This is a genomic window from Achromobacter sp. Marseille-Q0513 (genome assembly GCF_018195695.1).
In the GTDB taxonomy this organism is placed as follows: Bacteria; Pseudomonadota; Gammaproteobacteria; order Burkholderiales; family Burkholderiaceae_B; genus Achromobacter.
The window spans coordinates 1-16,536 of record NZ_JAGTJY010000055.1 but is presented as its reverse complement, the minus strand read 5'-3'; the positions used below and the strand labels follow the sequence as shown (position 1 = coordinate 16,536).

Sequence of the window (16,536 nt, the reverse complement as noted above, 5' to 3'; positions counted from 1 at the left end):
GGCGTTGCCGTCTCCAGGCGCCGCACGTTTCCATAACATGTGAATAAGTCCGTGGCCTGACAGCGCGGGCTGTCGCTTCCCGTCCGCAGTATCGCCATCGTCATGGCTACGTCATTCGTCCTGCCTAGACTGCCTAGCTTTTTCAGGTTGCATTCATGAAGCACGGCAGCAAGACCCCATCCCAGACCCCTGTCATCACCGCGCAGCAAAGCGCCGACCTGCCCATCGCGCTCAACACTACGCGGCGCAGCCTGCTGCGCGCCGGCATCGGCGCGACCTTGCTGCCCATCGGCGGCAGCCTGTTGCTGGCCGGCTGCAACAGCAGCAGCGACGATGACGACGATGCGGTCCCGGCCAAGCCGCAACCGCAGCCGCAGCCCGCGCTTGCGTCGACCTTCGCCCTGGCGGTGCTGCCGGACACGCAGTTCTACTCGCGCTACGCCACCGATGCCGAGAACCAGCAGTTCATGCGCAAGTACGGCAGCGAGCCGTTCCAGGCCCAGACTCGCTGGGTGGCGCAGCATGCCGCCGCCTTGAACATCCCGTTCCTGGCGCACCTGGGCGACGTGGTCGACCAGCAGGGCAAGCCGGACCAGTGGAAGGTGGCCAGCGCCGCGATGAAGGTGCTGGAGGACGCCAAGGTGCCCTACTCCATCCTGGCGGGCAACCATGACGTGATCATGGATCGCGACTATGTGGACGAGAGCAGCCAGAAGAACGGGAAGGAAACCGACGAGCTGCGGGACCGGGCGCTCGAACCCTATCTGAAGAACTTCGGCCGCGACCGCGCGAAGCAGCAGGCCACGTTCGGCGGCCGCGATGCCAGCGGCTTCCACGAATACCATGTGTTCGAAGCCGAGGGACAGAAGTTCATGGTGCTTTCGCTGTCGTGGCGCGTGTCGGACGCGGCGCTGGAATGGGCCAACCTGGTCATCCGCGCCAATCCCACGCTGCCCGTCATCCTGGTCAATCACCAGCTGCTGAACATCGACAAGGACGGCGTCTCCCCGCTGGAAGTGCCCTACGGCAAGATGCTGTGGGAAAAGCTGATCCGCAAGAACGACCAGATCTTCATGACGCTCAACGGCCACTACCACGGCGCGGCGCGGCTGACGAAGACCAACGACTTCGGCAATCCCGTCGAGGAAATGGTGGTCGACTACCAGATGGCCTACCAGGGCGGCAACGGCCTGATGCGCCTGTACGAATTCGACCTGACCCACAACGAGATCAAGGTCCTGTCCTTCTCGCCCTGGGTGCCGCAAAAGCCCAAGGAAACGCTGAACGCCTTCGACCAGGCGGTGCTGACGGCGCCGAACGAGCAGTTCACCATCAAGATGGACTTCGCCCAGCGCTTCTCGGGCTTCAACAAGACCTTCAAGGCGGGCGCCGCCACGCGCGGCTCGCTGGTCGAGCAGGCGCGCGCGCTGATCCTGGCGAACTACACCGACCCCGCCACGATCGTGCAGAAGCCGGCGGTCGACGCCGAGGACTATCCCAAGGTCGCCAACACGCTGGCGCACTGGCGCTTCTTCGGCGGCGTGGCCGGGCAGCCCGTGAAGGTGGGCGAGACCGTGGCCGACGTGACCGGCGCGAACCCGATCCGCCGCGCGCCGCTGAACATCGATGGCGTGGCCGGGGCGCAGGAAGCCGACCTGGTGTGGTCGGGCGACCATCACTACCTGTCGGCCGCGCCCGGTTCGGTGCGCTTCCTGAACACGGACAAGAACACGGCCCGCATGAGCTATTTCACGACCGACGTGGCCGCGCCGATCAATCCGGAGACGGTGCCGTCGGGCTATACCGTCGAGGCCTTCCTCAAGATCGACAAGGACTGGACGGCGCAGAAGCACGCGTGGATGAACGTCATGACGCGCGACGGCAAGCGCGGCAGCCTGGCCGGCTTCTCGGACGGCGACCCGGAATCGCCGCCGCTGCTGTTCGCGCTGTCCAGCCTGCGCGAAGTCCAGTGGGAAGTCGTGCCCGAAGTCTCGGGCACGCGCGGCGCCAAGACCAACTGGTCCGGCGAGATCATCGCCGACAAGTGGATGCACGTGGCCATCGTCAACGACGAGGTCACGCATGAAACCGTGCTGTACATCGAGGGCGCGCCGGTGCTGCGCAACGCCAGCAACGCGCCTGGCCTGGCCGCGCTGGCGGCCAACATGCCCTGGATCATCGGCGCGGGCTCGTGGGACGGCCAGCGGGCCGACGGCTTCTTCGGCAGCATCGGCGAGATCCGTATCGTGGGCAAGGCGCTCAAGCCGGCGCAGTGGCTGACGGCGCGCCGCGCCTAAGTCCGCAAGCCGGCCTGTTTCATCAGCGGCAGAATCCTGTCGCCGAAGAACTCCAGGTCCGGCTTGAAATCGAAGAAGCTCAGCTGCAGGCCGTCGATGCCGGCCTGCCTGAGCCGCACAAACTGTTCGACGATCTGTTCGGGCGTGCCCACCACTTCGATATTGCCGCCGATGGCGCGGCGGCTGGGCGGGTCCACGCCCTCCCGGCCGCGCCAGGCATGGGCATCGCTCTTCAGGCTCTGGAAGCCGTCGGGCGTGCGGAAATCCTGCCTGGCGACGATGGCCTCGTAGTAGGCGCGCGTCTCGCTCTCGGTCTCGCGGCTGATCACCATGGGATTGAGCAGCGTGCGCACGCGCCGGCCGACGCCGCGCGCCGCCGCCTTCACGCGTTCGGCATGGGCGGGCAGGACCTCGATCGCGCTGGTGAAGTCCGACGCGCCCGGGCTGGTGATGAAGACCACGTCCGAATGGCGCGCCGCGTAGGCGATGCCCGCGTCCGAGCCGGTGGCGCTGACCAGCAGCGGCCGCGCGTAGCGCGGCTTGGGCGTGACATAGGCATCCTGCAGTTTCCATGACGAGCGGCCGCTGAAGGACAGCGGTTCGTCCTCGCGCCACAGCCGTTGCAGCACGTCGACGAATTCCGAGGCCAGTTCGTAGCGTCGGTCGTGCTCGATCTGTTCCGTGCCGAAGGCGCGGTGCTCGACTTCCCGGTGGCCCGTGACCACGTTGATGCCCCAGCGGCCGCCGGAGATATGGTCCAGCGTCGCGCCCCACTTGGCCAGATGCAGCGGGTGCAGCGGGCCGTAGAGCACGTGGATCGTCGAGATCAGCAGGATGCGGCGGGTGATGGAGGTGAGCGCGGCGGTGGTCTGGAACGAGTCCAGCGCGTTGCCGTCGAACACGCCGCCATAGCCGCCCTTGGGCAGCCATTGCGACAGCGCGAACACCAGGTCGAAGCCCAGCGCTTCGGCCTTCAGCACCAGGTCGCGGTTGTACTCCCAGCGCCAGTCGGTGGTCCGCTCCAGCGTGGAGGCGCTCCAGCCGCCCGCCTGGATCGGCAGGAACAGGCCGAGCAGGATGGGCTGGCGCAGCGCCTGTGCGAACGGACTGCCGGGCAGATCGGCGGGAGATGGATGATGCTCGATGCCGGCGGCCGGATCGGCCGCGAGTAGTGTGCTCATGGAACGTGCGCCAGGGCTGGGGGAATCCTGCATTGTCGGCAAGCGGCGAAAGGCGCGTCAAAGAACCAATTTCCATTTGCTAAGGCGCCATTTCCATAGGCGTGGCGGCGCGCGCCACGGCGCCATCGGGTCGGTCGGGCGCGTCAGGATGCGGGTATTTGCTCATGATTCATCAGTCGTAGCGATGGCGCGAGGGTCTTTCTAATATCGACGCTTTCCGTAGATTGGTGGAACGCAAGCAATGCAGAGCATCCGAGAAAATACGCACCCGCGCGGGCTGGCCCGGCTGCTGGGCCTTCTGGCGCTGATCGGCGCGGCGACGCTGGCGTCACCGGCCTGGAGCCAGGCGACGCCGCCGCGCGGTGGCACGCTCACCTGGATCATTCCGCAGGAGCCGGCCGCGTTCGTGCCGCTGACCACCTCGGCCGGCGGCAGCACGGAACTCGGGCCCAAGGTGATCGAAGGGTTGCTCGCCTATGACCGGGAGCTCAAGCCCATCGCCCAGCTCGCCACTGGCTGGCAGGTGTCGGCCGATGGCCTGCGCTATGAGTTCACGCTGCGCCAGGGCGTCAAGTGGCACGACGGCCAGCCCTTCACGGCCGCCGACGCGGCCTATTCCATCGCCACCATCAAGGCCGTGCATCCGCGCGGACGCGTGACCTTCGCCAACGTCGGCGCCATCGAGACGCCGGACGACCACACGCTGGTGCTCAAGCTGGAAAAGCCCGCGCCCTACCTGCTGACGGCGCTGTCGGCCTCGGAATCGCCGATCGTGCCCAAGCATCTGTACGAGGGCAAGGACGTGGCCACCAATCCGCGCAATAACAGTCCGGTGGGCACCGGGCCGTTCATCTTCAAGGAATGGGTGCGTGGCAGCCATGTGCGGCTGGAGCGCAATCCGAACTATTGGAACGCGCCCAAGCCCTACCTGGATGTCGCGGTCGCCCGATTCATTCCGGAGGCCGCCGCGCGCGCGGCGGCGCTGGAGTCCGGCGAAGCGCAGCTGGCGAACAAGTCCATCGCGCTGTCGGACATCGACCGCTTCGAGAAGCTGAAGCACGTCGTGGTGGACGTGACGCCATGGCCTTATGTGGGCGATCACCAGCAGATCTATTTCAACTTCGATTCCGAGCCGTTCCGCAAGCGTGAGGTGCGCCAGGCGGTGGCCCAGTCGCTGAACGTCGAGGTCTTCGCGCGTACCGTGTGGTACGGGCGCGGGGTGGTGTCGGCCAGCCCCATCGGCAAGGCCTTGACACGCTTTCACGACGACCAGATCCGGCACTATCCCTATGACGTGAAGGCGGCCGAGGCGGCGCTAGACGGCGCCGGCTATCCGCGCAAGACGGATGGCAAGCGCTTCAAGGTCCGGCTGCTCTACAACCCGTTCCAGGATCGCCGCGCGGCCGAGTTCGTGCGCCAGGCGCTGCTGCGCATCGGCCTGGACGCCGAGCTGGAAAGCCTGGACTTCGCCACCTACGTGACGCGCGTGTACACGGACAGGGCCTTCGATATCACGCTGGAGAACCTGACCAACACTTTCGATCCCACCATTGGCGTGCAGCGGGTGTTCTGGTCGCGCAATTTCAAGATCGGACTGCCCTTCTCCAACGCCTCGCACTACCAGAACCCCGAGGTAGACCGTCTGCTGGAGGCGGCCGCGGTGGAGCCGGACGAAGCGCGGCGCCGCCAGCTGTTCGTCGAGTTTCAGCGCGCGGTGCACGATGACGCCGCGTCCATCGAGCTGGGCGCCAATCCCAACGTCACCATCGTAGGCCGCAAGGTGAAGGACTGGGACACGAGCGCCGAAGGCACGCGCGGCAATTTCGCCGACGTGTACTTCGCCGGATCCTGAGCCAGGGGCGCATGACATGAGCGTCTTTCGCCGCCATGGCCTGGCCCGCATCGCCGGCGTCCTGCGGCGCAACGCCTGGCAGGCCTTGCCCACGGTGATCGGCATCGTGGCGTTGAACTTCGTCCTGCTGGAGCTGGTGCCCGGCGACGCGGCGGACGTGATCGCCGCCGAATCCGGCAGCGCCACCGAGGAAGGCATGGCGCAGCTGCGGCGCCACTTCGGGCTGGACCTGCCGATGCTGGAACGGCTGTGGCGCTACCTGACTGGCATCGCGCAGTTCGACCTGGGCATGTCGCCGCGCCACAACGCGCCGGTGGCGCAGCTGATCCTGGATCGGCTGGGCAACACGCTGCTGCTGATGGGCACGGCGCTGGGCATCGCCGTCGCCGCCGGCGTGTTGCTGGGCGTGCTGATGTCGGCGCGGGCCGGCAAGTGGCAGGACCGGCTGCTGTCCGTCGTCGCGCTGCTGTTGTATTCCACGCCCGCGTTCTGGCTGGGGCTGATGGCCATCGTGCTGTTCTCGGTCAAGCTGGGCTGGCTGCCCACCGGCGGCAACCATACGATAGGCGCGGGCCTGTCGGGCTGGGCCGCGTTCGTCGACGGCGCGCGCCATCTGGTCCTGCCGGCGCTGGCCACGTCCGGCTTCTTCATCGCGATCTTCGCGCGCCTGACGCGCGCGTCCATGCTGGAGGTCAGCCGCCAGGACTATGTGCGCACCGCCGAGTCCAAGGGCCTGGGGCCGGGCGCGGTCACGTTCCGGCATGTGCTGCGCAACGCGCTGATCCCGGTCACGACGGTGGCGGGCATGCACTTCGGCGCGCTGCTGGGCGGCGCGACCGTGATCGAGACCGTGTTCAGCTGGCCCGGCCTGGGACGGCTGGCACTGGAATCGGTGCTGGCGCGCGACTACGCCGTGCTGCTGGGCATCCTGTTCCTGTCCTCGCTGCTGGTGATCGTGGCCAACATGCTGGTGGACCTGCTGCAGGCCTGGCTGGACCCGCGCATCCGGCTGCGCTGACCCAATGACCCCGCACAGGAGGGCCGGCTGGCCATGACCTTGAAAGCCTTGTTGAATCCGGCGCGCAAGCCCGCGCCCGGCCAGGCGGACGATGCGCCCGGCCTGGCGGCGCGCGCGTCGGCCTGGCGCGCTTTCCTGCGCAATCCCTCCGCCCTGGCGGGCATGCTGCTGCTCGCGGCCGTGGCCTTGTCGGCGCTGTTCGCCGGCGTGCTGTTCCCGGGCGATCCTCTGGACATGGTCGCGCAGCCGCTGCTCGGCCCCGGGCAGGACGCCGCCTTCTTCCTGGGCAGCGATTCGCTCGGCCGCGACGTGGCCGCGGGGCTGGCGCACGGCGCGCGCGTGTCGCTGGCGGTGGGCGCGGCGGCGGCCGGCATCAGCCTGGGCATAGGCGTGCTGGTCGGCGCGGCAGCCGGTTATTTCGGCGGCTGGCTGGACGATGTGCTGGTGCGCCTGACCGAGCTGGTGCAGACCATCCCGACTTTTCTGCTGGTCATCGTCATCGTGGCCATCGGCCAGCCCTCCGCGCGCATGATCGTGCTGGCCATCGGCGCGGCGTCCTGGCCCGTGATCGCGCGGCTGGTGCGCGCCGAGTTCCGCGCGCTGCGCGAGGCGGAGTTCGTGCAGGCCGCGCGCAGCCAGGGCTTCGGCGACGCCTGGATCATCTTCCGCGAGATCCTGCCCAATGCCCTGCCGCCGGTGGTGGTGACGAGCTCGGTGCTGGTGGCCACCGCGATCCTGATGGAGTCGGCCCTGTCCTTCCTGGGCATGGGCGATCCGAACGTGGTCAGCTGGGGCAGCATGATCGGCGAAGGGCGCGAGCATCTGCGCACCGCCTGGTATCTGGCGGCCGCGCCCGGCGTCGCCATCATCCTGACCGTGCTGTCGCTCAATCTGGTGGGCGACGGCATCAACGACGCCTTCAATCCGCGCTTGAGAGGCCGCGCATGACCCATGTACCCCATTCCCCGCCCGCGCTGCTGGACGTGCGCGGCCTGGACGTCCGGTTCCGTGGCCGCGACGGCGGCCATCACGCCGTCAAGCAGCTGGATTTCACGCTGGGCCAGGGCGAGACGCTGGCGCTGGTGGGCGAATCGGGCTGCGGCAAATCAACCACCGCGCTGGCCCTGCTGCGCCTGCTGGCGCCGGAGGCTCGGATCGCCGGGGAAGTCCGTTTTCGCGGGCAGGACCTGGTGCGCCTGCCGCTGCCGCAGCTGCGCGCGATCCGGGGCGGCGAGATCTCGATGATCTTCCAGGAACCGATGACCTCGCTCAATCCGGTGCATACCGTGGGCGCGCAGATCGTCGAGTCGTTGCGCTTGCACCAGGGCCTGTCGCGCGAAGCCGCGCATCGGCGGGCGGTGGAGATGCTGGCGCTGGTGAAGATCCCGGAGCCGCAGCGCCGCATCGAGGACTACCCGCACAACCTGTCCGGCGGCCAGCGCCAGCGCGTCATGATCGCCATGGCCGTCGCCTGCCAGCCCCGGCTGCTGATCGCCGACGAGCCGACCACGGCGCTGGATGTCAGCGTGCAGGCGCGCATCCTGGAGTTGCTGGACGAGCTGCGCCGGGATCTGTCCATGGGCCTTTTGCTCATCACGCACGACCTGGGCGTGGTGTCGCAATGGGCGGACCGGGTGCTGGTCATGCTGGACGGCGAGAAAGTCGAAGAGGCGTCCGCCGTGGAACTGCTGGAGCGGCCGCGCCATGCGTACACGCAGGGCCTGCTGGGCGCTTCGCTGCACGGGGGCAAGGCGCTGCACTACAGCAGCGCGCGCCTGCCCGAGGTCCGCCGCGCGCATGGCGGCGCGGCTGGACGGCAGGCGCAGGATTCCGTCCGGGTCCACACGCCCGCGCCGCGCGGCCCCACGCTGCTGTCGGTGCAGTCCCTGCGCACGACGTACCGCCGGCGCGACGGGGACCTGCTGCATGCGGTGGACGACGTATCGTTCGATATCGCGCGCGGCGAGACGCTGGGGCTGGTGGGCGAGTCCGGCTGCGGCAAGTCCACGCTGTCGCGCACGCTGCTCAGGCTGACCGACCCGGCGTCCGGCCGCATCGTGCTGGACGGCGTGGATCTGGCGTCCCTGCGGCCGCGCCAGGTGCGGCCGTGGCGCCGGCGCATCCAGATGGTGTTCCAGGATCCGTATGCCTCGCTCAATCCCCGGCGCAGCGTGTACGACACGCTGGACGCAGCGCTGGCGCTGCATGGCGAACGCGATCGCCACGTCCGGCGCGCGCGCATCGCCGCCATGCTGGACCGGGTCGGGCTGCCGGCCTCGGCCGCCGGCCGCTACCCGCACGAGTTCTCCGGCGGACAGCGCCAGCGCATCGGCATCGCCCGCGCGCTGATCCTGCGTCCGGACCTGGTGGTGCTGGACGAGCCGGTGTCGGCGCTGGACGTATCCATCCAGGCGCAGATCCTGAACCTGCTGGTGGACCTGAAGCAGGACTTCGGCCTGTCGTATCTGTTCATCTCGCACGACCTGTCGGTGGTGCGCTATCTGTCGGATCGCGTCATCGTCATGCACCAGGGCAGGATCGTGGAGGAAGGGCTGCCGGGCGAGATCTGGCGCGCGCCGCGCCATCCCTATACCCAGGCGCTGATCGCCGCCGCGCCCAGGCCGGGCTTGCGGCGGGGCGTGCAGGAACCGCCGCCGCGCAGCGCGCGCGCGGCATGAAAAATATCCCCCACGCCGCGCGCACTACGTGCGCTTGCTGCCCCCCCGAGGGGGGCGCTTTTCATCTTGGGGCGGCCCGGCAATGAAAAATGGCGCCGCGAGGCGCCATTTTGCTTTGTCAGCCACGCGGACGGCGCATTGCCTGCGCCGTCTCGCGGCCGTTCAGAACACCCGTCCCTGCTCGAACTCGGTGGTCGTGCCGTTCAGGTGATAGTCGCCCAGCACGCGCGCCTTGTGGCTCAGCGGGTTGTGGCTGAAGATCGTGCGCAGGTTGCGCCAGTGCCGGTCCAGCTGCAAGGCGGACGAGGTGGCCGACGCGCCGCCCGCCTCGAACAGCTGCTGGCCTGCGTGCAGCGCGAGCTTGCTGACGATGAGCTGCGTCTTGGCCGTGGCCAGCCCGCCCTGCAGCACGATGGCCTGGGCGTCGGGCGCGCGCCGCCGGATGGCTTGCGCGCCGCGCTCCAGCTCGCGGGCCGTGTCGCGCACCAGCGCGTCGATGGCATGGCTGTGCGCCGCGATATCGCCGATGGCCTGCTGGATGAAGGGATCGTCGCGGGCCGCGTCCGCGCTGCTGTGCAGGGCCGCGCGGCCCTTGCTGCGCACGTAGTCCTGGGTTTCCCGCACCAGCGCCCGCACGATGCCGGCGGCCGTCGCCACCAGCACCAGCTGGCGCCAGGCGGAAATGTGATGGCTGGGCAGTCCCAGTTCGCGCAGGGACACGCGCTGCAGTTCGGATTCCTCGACGCGCGCATCGTGCAGCAGCAGGCTGCCGCTGGCCGTCAGGCGCTGGCCGAAGCCGTCCCAGTCATCGACGATTTCCAGGCCCGGTCGGTCCAGCGGCAGGATCACGGTGACGGGCTGGTCCTGCTCGTCGATGGCGGCGATGTAGGCGTAGTCGGCGTACAGCGTGCCCGTCGAGTAGTACTTGCGGCCGTTCAGGCGGTAGTGGCCGTCCTGGCGCGTCAGCCGCGTGGTGATGAGGCCGGGTTTGGGCGTGCCCTGTTCCGTCGAGGCGCCGCCGAACAGCTTGCCGGCCAGGATGCGGCCGAATTGCTGCCGCACGTGTTCGTCGGCCGGCAGCACGCGCCACAGCGCCGACACGTTGTAGTGCAGGCGCAGCGCGTGCGGCACGTTGGAGTCGGCGGCGGCCAGCGTGATGATGGCCTCGGCCACATCCTCCAGCGTGCCGTCCGGCCCGCCATGCTCGGCCGGCACCAGCAGCGCGCCCAGGCCCGACGCGCGCACGGCGTCGAAGGCGTCGAAGGGCAGGCGCCGCTCGCGTTCGCGCGCCACGGCGCCGGCGAGCAGGGCCTCGGCCTGGCCCGGCAGGCTGGCGAGGATATCGTCGCGGCGCCAGGCGGGGCGGCCAGGCGTTCTGTCCTGCGCACTGGCCGAGGGGCGGTCTGTCGTCGATGTCGCGGTCATGCTGTCATTCCTCCGTTGCGGCGCGTGTGGCCGGTGTGGCGTAAGGCACGCGGCCTTCCACCGGGTGTCCGGGATCGGTGAAGCCGGGCGTGGACGGATGGCCCGCCGCCACCAGGCTGTCCACCAGCGCCTCGTCCTCGGCGGTGAAGGCGTAGTCGAGCGCCTTGGCGTAGGACTCCCATTGCTCGATGGTGCGCGGGCCGGCGATGGCGCTGGTCACCAGCCGGTTGTTGAGCACCCAGCCCAGCGCGAACTGCACGGGGTCGATGCCCTTGGTGTCGAGGTAGTCGCGGATGCGGCGGGCGATGCGCAGCGATTCCGGACGCCACTCCGTTTCCAGCAGCCGCCTGTCCTGGCGCGCCGCGCGCGTGCCTGCGGCCGGCGGCTGGTCGGGCTCGTACTTGGCCGTGAGCACGCCGCGCGCCAGCGGGCTGTAGGACACCACGCCCACGCCATAGGCCGCCGCCGCCGGAAGCTGCTCGGCCTCGGCGCTGCGGTTGACCAGGTTGTACAGCGGCTGGCTGGCCACGGGCCGGTCGATGCCTTCGGCGTCGGCCAGGTGCGCCGCTTCGGCGATGCGCCACCCACGGAAATTCGACACGCCGAAATAGCGCAGCTTGCCGGCGCGGACCAGGTCGCCGATGGCGCGCACGGCTTCGCCCAGCGGGGCGTTGAAGTCGGCGCGGTGGAAGTACAGGATGTCGAGGTAATCGGTGCCCAGCCGGCGCAGGCTGCCTTCCACGGCCTGGATGATCCACTTGCGGGATGTGCCCCGGTCGTTGGGGCCCTCGCCCAGCGGGTTGGCGAACTTGGTGGCCAGCACCCAGTCGTCGCGGTCGTGCCGGATGGCGCGGCCCACGACTTCCTCGGTGCGGCCCTTCTGGTAGACGTCGGCGGTGTCGATGAAGTTGACGCCCCGGGCCTTGGCCCGCGCGATGATCTCGTGGGAGGTGGGTTCGTCCGTGGGGCCGCCGAACATCATGGTGCCCAATGCCAGGCGGGAGACTTTCAGGCCGCTGCGGCCCAGGTAGCGATAGCTCATGTTCTCAGGTCGGGAAGGATTTTGACGTGATGTGCGCAACCCCTCGAGGCTAGGCAGCGAGGCCGCGCGCGTCAAAGACCGAGTGCTCATTAGCAATCTGCTCATTAGCAACCAACCCGGCGCATGTGGCCGTTTCCCCGCGAGCGTTGCCGCGCGAGCGTCGCCGCCGCGGCCACTGCGGGAAATACAACAGCCGCGCATCCGTTTCTTGAGCAATGCCGCCATCGGGTCTTAGAATTGCGGCTTCCTCCTGGCGCTGCTGCTGGGGGTACCAGAGCCTTCCGGAACACGGAGGCATGTGTGTACCTGCAAGGTAGCAGCGAAAGTGAAGAACATTTCCCGACTTCAATCCGCCCTGAAACGTCAGGGCATCCTGGTGGAACGCCGGCATGGCGCGTACCACCTCAGCAATCAACACGCGCAGGCGTCCGTCCTGCTTCCCGAGGCCCTTCCGCTGGAAGAAAAGGCCGTGGACCAGCTATTGGCCTTCGCCTCGGTGCGCTCGTCCGACGCGCACCATGGCGTGTGCAAGGCCTGCGCCACGCCCGACTTCCATCCGGGCAGCGTGGCGCCGGTGGGCACCATCGTGGCCACGGACGCCGAATTCGTCATCCCCGCCGCCATTGGCACGGACATCAATTGCGGCATGCGCCTGCTGACCACCGGCCTGAAGCAGGCGGCCGTCGAGGCGCGCAAGCCGGAACTGCTGCGCGGACTGACTCGCGTGCTGCTGGAGAACGGCCGCAACGTGCCGGTCCCCGGCCGCGCGTTCCGCGCCCTGTTCGATGACGGTCCGCAGGCCTTCATCGAGCGGCTGTCGTCCGAGGGCCTGTGGGCGCGCGCGGACCGCGATCAGCTGCAGGCCGAACTCGCGCAGTGCGTGAGCCTGGCCGATTTCGGCGGCGCGGCCCGCTACGCGCCGGAAGGCATGGTGGGCAGCCGCGAGACGATCCGCGATCTCGGCCTGGGCACGCCCGGCGGCGGCAATCACTTCGTCGAGTTGCAGATCGTCGACGAGATCCTGGATCGGCACGCCGCCTACGCGGCGGGGCTGGTCAAGGGCGAGGTGGTCGTGATGATCCACACCGGCTCGCGCGACGTGGGTTTTCACGTCGGCAGCCGCTGGATGGATCGCGCGCGCGCCGCCTGGCCCAAGGGCCTGAAGCATCCGGACAGCAAGCTCTACGGGTTGGCCGGCGAATTGGCGGACGAGTACCTGACCGCCATGGGCACGGCGGCCCGATATGCCTGGGCCAATCGCATGGTGCTGGGCGAGATGGTCAGGCAGGAAATGGAGGCCGCCGTCGGCGGCCTGCGCGCGCGCCTGGTGGTCGACGTGCCGCACAACGTGGTGCTGCGCGAGCAGGGGCTGAACATCCATCGCAAGGGCGCGACGCCGGCGCGCGCGGGCGACCTGGCGCTGATTCCCGGCTCCATGGGCGACTTCAGCTTCGTGGCCAGCGGCCTGGGCAATGCCGACTGGCTCTGGTCATGCAGCCACGGCGCGGGCCGCAGCGTGCGGCGGCAGGCCGTGCGCCGCATGAAGCAGGAAACCGCGCCGGGCACCTGGCAGTGCGTGACCCTGCGCGAAGAGCGCAGGATCGAGGAAGCGCCGCAGGCCTACAAGCCGATCGGGCCCGTGCTGGAAGCGCAGGAGCAGGCGGGACTGATCCGATCCGTCGCGCGGCTGCGTCCCTGGGTGACGTTCAAGGCATGAGCTGAGAGGAAGGCGCGGCGGCCTACAGCGGCCGCTTGCGCGTCGGTATCTCTTCCACGTCGCTGCACACCGCCAGCACCTCGGCGGGCTGCTTGCTCAGGGTCAGGTACACGTGGCCGATGCCGCTGTCGAAGTAGGCCGATTCGAGCTTGCCCAGCACCACGCTGTCGCCGTTCTCGAACTGGATGCGGACCTTGCCGGCCAGCACCAGCACGAATTCCTGGCCGGGGTGGCGGATGTAGTCCTCGAACTCCACCACTTCGCGCGAGGTGATGGTGGCCCAGATCGGGATCATCTTCTTGCCCGGGTACTCGCCCATGAGCAGGCGGTGGTGATAGTTGGGCGTGATGTAGTCGCGCGCCTCGATCAGGCTGTTCTTGACGTAGGTGGGCGGGACCTGCGCCGGCGAGGCATCGCCGGGCATGAACAGGCGCGTCATGTCGATGCGCAGCGCGCGCGCCAGGGCGGCGAACTTCTCGTAGCTGAGCGCGATCTGGCCGAGTTCGGCCTTGGACAGCGTGGACACCGCGATGCCGGAGGCGCGCGACAGCGCCTGCAGGGTCATCTTCTGGGCCTTGCGCTCGGCGCGCAGGCGGGCGCCCATTTCTTCCTTGCCTACGATGGCGGGGGGAGCGGATTTGGCAGCTGCCATGGGCGGTTGGGCGTATCAGGTTCTTTGGGGCGGCCGGGCCCGCAGGCCCTGCCGCGTGTAGGCGGATTGTAGCGTCGCGGGGTTCGGTCTCCGGCGCTCGCCGCCCGTGGAGAGGGCGGCGGCCTTCGTTTACGCCTCGGGGCCCCGGCCCAGCACGCGGCCCGGATGCTGGCCGGTGAAGGCCTGCTCGCGCCAGACCGGCGCGCCGTTGACGTACACCGAATGGATGCCGGCCGCGCGTTCGGTGGGGCGCTCGAACGAGGCGGAATCGGCGATGCGGGCCGGGTCGAACACCGTCAGGTCGGCGTAGCAGCCGGGCTGGACCTGGCCGCGTCCGGCCAGGCCGAACTTGGCGGCGGTCAGGCCGGTCATCTTCCAGACGGCGGTCTCCAGCGGAAACAGGCCCAGGTCGCGCGAGTAATGGCCCAGCACGCGCGGGAAGGTGCCCCACAGGCGCGGATGCGGCCGCTCGTCATGCGGCAGGCCGTCGGAGCCGATCATGGTGGGCGGGAAGGACAGGATGCGCTGCACGTCGCCCTCGTCCATCATGAAATAGATGGCGCCGGCGGGCTGCAGTTCGTCGACCAAGTCGTACTTGGACTTGCCGCGCTCGGCCGCCACCTCGTCCAGCTCGCGCCCGGTCAGTTCGGGGAAGGGCTTGCACCAGGTGATGACGACGCGGCCGGCCAGCAGCACACGGTCTTTCTTGAGCATGGTGGAGCCGGCCACGTAGGGATAGGCGTCCAGCGACACGTCCTGCGCGGCCATGGCTCGCTCGATCAGCGCCAGCGTTTCCGTGGAGCGGCCGAAGTTGGGCTGGCCGGCCAGCTTGTGGTGCGAGATCACCACGGGCACGTCCAGCTCGCGGCCGATGCGGAAGGTCTCTTCCAGCGCCGGCACGATGTGCTCGCCCTCGTCGCGCATATGGGTGGCGTAGATGCCGCCGTGCGTGGCCAGCGGCCGGCAGACCTCGATGATCTCCTCGGTGGTGGCGTGGGCGGCGGGCGGGTAGAAGGTGCCGGTGGATACGCCGATGGCGCCGCTGGCCATCGCCTCCTCGGCCAGCGCGCGCATGGCGTCGATCTCGGTCGGCGTGGCCGGGCGATGCAGGTCCGGCATGACGGCGGCGCGCAGCGTCGAGTGGCCGACCATGCAGGCGGCATTGACGGCGGCGGGCGTGGCGCGCAGCGCGTCCAGGTAGTCGGCGAAGCGGGTGAACTTGTACGAGCCGCCCTCGTCCAGCAGGTCCAGCGGCGCCGGCGGCGCGGGATGCGCCAGCGGCGCCAAGCTGATGCCGCAGTTGCCGGTGACCACGGTGGTCACGCCCTGCGAGATCTTGGGCGTCATGTCGCGCCGGCGCAGCAGGTAGTTGTCGTCGTGCGTGTGCGAGTCGATGAAGCCGGGCGCGACCACCAGGCCGGACACGTCGACGCGTTCGCGCGCGGCCGCGCCGCTCAGGTCGCCCACGGCGGCCACGCGGTCGCCGCGCACGCCCACGTCGGCCTTGACGCCGGGCGTGTTGCTGCCGTCGATGACGGTGCCGCCGGCGAGGATGTAGTCATAGGGTTGGGTATCTGGCATGGCGGGCTCCGGCGGAAATGGCGATATGTGATGCGGATGCGGGTTCAGACGAAATGACAGGCCACCTGCTGGCCCGGCGCGATCTCGCGCTGCGCCGGCGTTTCCTCGGCGCAGCGCGGCGCGGCCTGCGGGCAGCGGGTGCGGAAGGCGCAGCCGGACGGCGGCGACAGCGGGCTGGGGATCTCGCCCTTGAGCACCTGCGCGGGCCGGCGTTCGCCCTGGCGCGCCGACGGCACCGAGGCCATTAGCGCGCGCGTGTACGGATGCGCCGGCCGGCTGAAGACGGCATCGCGCGGACCGGTCTCGACGATCCTGCCCAGGTACATGACGGCGACGTGATGGCTGATGTGGCGCACCACGCTCAGATCGTGCGAGATGAAGACATAGGTCAGGCCCAGGTCGCGCTGCAGGTCCATCAGCAGGTTGATGACCTGCGCCTGCACCGACACGTCCAGCGCCGACACCGGCTCGTCGCAGACGATCAGCGCCGGTTCCAGCGCCAGCGCGCGCGCGATCACGATGCGCTGGCGCTGGCCGCCGGAGAACTCGTGCGGATAGCGCTCGGCGGCGTCGGGCCGCAGGCTGACGCGGGCCAGCAGCTCGGCCACGCGTTCGCGGATGGCGGCGCGGCCGTGGCCGAAATTGCGCAGCGGTTCGCCGATGATGTCGCGCACGCGCATGCGCGGGTTCATCGACGAGAACGGATCCTGGAAGATGAACTGCATGCGCCGGCGCATGGCGCGCAGCTGGTCGCCGTTCATCGCGGCCAGGTCCTGGCCTTCGAGCAGGATGCGGCCCTCGGTCGGATCGGTCAGACGGATCAGGCACTTGCCGGTGGTGGACTTGCCGCAGCCGGATTCGCCGACCAGGCTCAAGGTCTGGCCGCGCGGCCCCGCGAAGCCGCACCGGGCCAAGCATCGGACAGGGCGCGGAGCGTCCAGGAAACCTGCCAGGGACCCTCCTATTTCCGCCCCGCCCCTGCTTCCGGTCAGGGGCATGGAAAAACACCACCCGGTCAGAGGAGGACGCGTGGCGCGCGCCGTCGACCGCGTCCCCCCGGCGGGGCCGCGCCGCCCCCGCGTGAGGCAGGCCG

At 69.3% G+C, this 16,536-nt stretch carries 11 protein-coding genes and 1 pseudogene; 6 read left to right on the top strand and 6 right to left on the bottom strand.

All coding sequences use genetic code 11. The features are described 5' to 3' along the window. Positions 1-155 precede the first annotated feature (155 nt). Positions 156-2,297 (top strand): LamG-like jellyroll fold domain-containing protein, encoded by a 2,142-nt coding sequence (locus KDH83_RS13745; RefSeq protein ID WP_212316586.1) that lies wholly within the window; start codon positions 156-158, stop codon positions 2,295-2,297. On the opposite strand, the gene KDH83_RS13740 is transcribed toward KDH83_RS13745, so the two are convergent. Then, positions 2,294-3,478: an LLM class flavin-dependent oxidoreductase gene (locus KDH83_RS13740; protein WP_212316575.1), complete on the bottom strand. Its 1,185-nt coding sequence runs from the start codon at positions 3,476-3,478 to the stop codon at positions 2,294-2,296. The two genes, KDH83_RS13745 and KDH83_RS13740, sit on opposite strands and share 4 nt — an antisense overlap. A gap of 241 nt (positions 3,479-3,719) precedes the next feature. Between KDH83_RS13740 and KDH83_RS13735 the strand changes: the two genes are divergently transcribed. Genes KDH83_RS13735 through KDH83_RS13720 form a run of 4 tightly spaced genes read left to right on the top strand, consistent with a single transcriptional unit; the run spans position 3,720 to position 9,026 of the window. After that, the gene (locus tag KDH83_RS13735) at positions 3,720-5,330 is read left to right on the top strand and encodes an ABC transporter substrate-binding protein (protein WP_212316573.1); all 1,611 of its coding nucleotides are present in this window, start codon (positions 3,720-3,722) and stop codon (positions 5,328-5,330) included. Positions 5,331-5,346: 16 nt separating this feature from the next. Continuing rightward, entirely contained in the window at positions 5,347-6,348 is a 1,002-nt protein-coding gene (locus KDH83_RS13730; protein ID WP_212316571.1) for an ABC transporter permease, read from the top strand. A 33-nt stretch (positions 6,349-6,381) separates the two neighbouring features. Further along, positions 6,382-7,296 (top strand): ABC transporter permease, encoded by a 915-nt coding sequence (locus KDH83_RS13725; RefSeq protein ID WP_212316569.1) that lies wholly within the window; start codon positions 6,382-6,384, stop codon positions 7,294-7,296. Next, the gene (locus KDH83_RS13720) at positions 7,293-9,026 is read left to right on the top strand and encodes an ABC transporter ATP-binding protein (RefSeq protein WP_212316567.1); all 1,734 of its coding nucleotides are present in this window, start codon (positions 7,293-7,295) and stop codon (positions 9,024-9,026) included. Before KDH83_RS13725 ends, KDH83_RS13720 begins: the two co-directional genes overlap by 4 nt. Before the next feature lie 162 nt (positions 9,027-9,188). Here KDH83_RS13720 and KDH83_RS13715 read toward each other — a convergent pair whose 3' ends face one another. Together KDH83_RS13715 and KDH83_RS13710 are read right to left on the bottom strand one after the other, a co-directional pair. Then, on the bottom strand, positions 9,189-10,451 hold the full coding sequence (locus KDH83_RS13715; protein WP_212316565.1) for an acyl-CoA dehydrogenase family protein: 1,263 nt from the start codon (positions 10,449-10,451) through the stop codon (positions 9,189-9,191). Between the two features lie 4 nt (positions 10,452-10,455). Then, positions 10,456-11,493, bottom strand: a complete 1,038-nt coding sequence (locus KDH83_RS13710; RefSeq protein WP_212316562.1) for an aldo/keto reductase — start codon at positions 11,491-11,493, stop codon at positions 10,456-10,458. Between the two features lie 325 nt (positions 11,494-11,818). Between KDH83_RS13710 and KDH83_RS13705 the strand changes: the two genes are divergently transcribed. Continuing rightward, on the top strand, positions 11,819-13,210 hold the full coding sequence (locus tag KDH83_RS13705; RefSeq protein ID WP_212316560.1) for an RtcB family protein: 1,392 nt from the start codon (positions 11,819-11,821) through the stop codon (positions 13,208-13,210). A gap of 22 nt (positions 13,211-13,232) precedes the next feature. Here the strand turns inward: KDH83_RS13705 and KDH83_RS13700 are convergent, their stop codons facing one another. The 3 genes and pseudogenes from KDH83_RS13700 to KDH83_RS13690 all read right to left on the bottom strand — a co-directional run. After that, positions 13,233-13,862 (bottom strand): XRE family transcriptional regulator, encoded by a 630-nt coding sequence (locus KDH83_RS13700; RefSeq protein ID WP_249205095.1) that lies wholly within the window; start codon positions 13,860-13,862, stop codon positions 13,233-13,235. A 129-nt stretch (positions 13,863-13,991) separates the two neighbouring features. Next, the gene (locus tag KDH83_RS13695; RefSeq protein WP_212316558.1) at positions 13,992-15,443 is read right to left on the bottom strand and encodes a D-aminoacylase; all 1,452 of its coding nucleotides are present in this window, start codon (positions 15,441-15,443) and stop codon (positions 13,992-13,994) included. A 44-nt stretch (positions 15,444-15,487) separates the two neighbouring features. Then, positions 15,488-16,330, bottom strand: a pseudogene (locus KDH83_RS13690) (oligopeptide/dipeptide ABC transporter ATP-binding protein); the annotation flags it as partial. Positions 16,331-16,536: the final 206 nt, after the last annotated feature.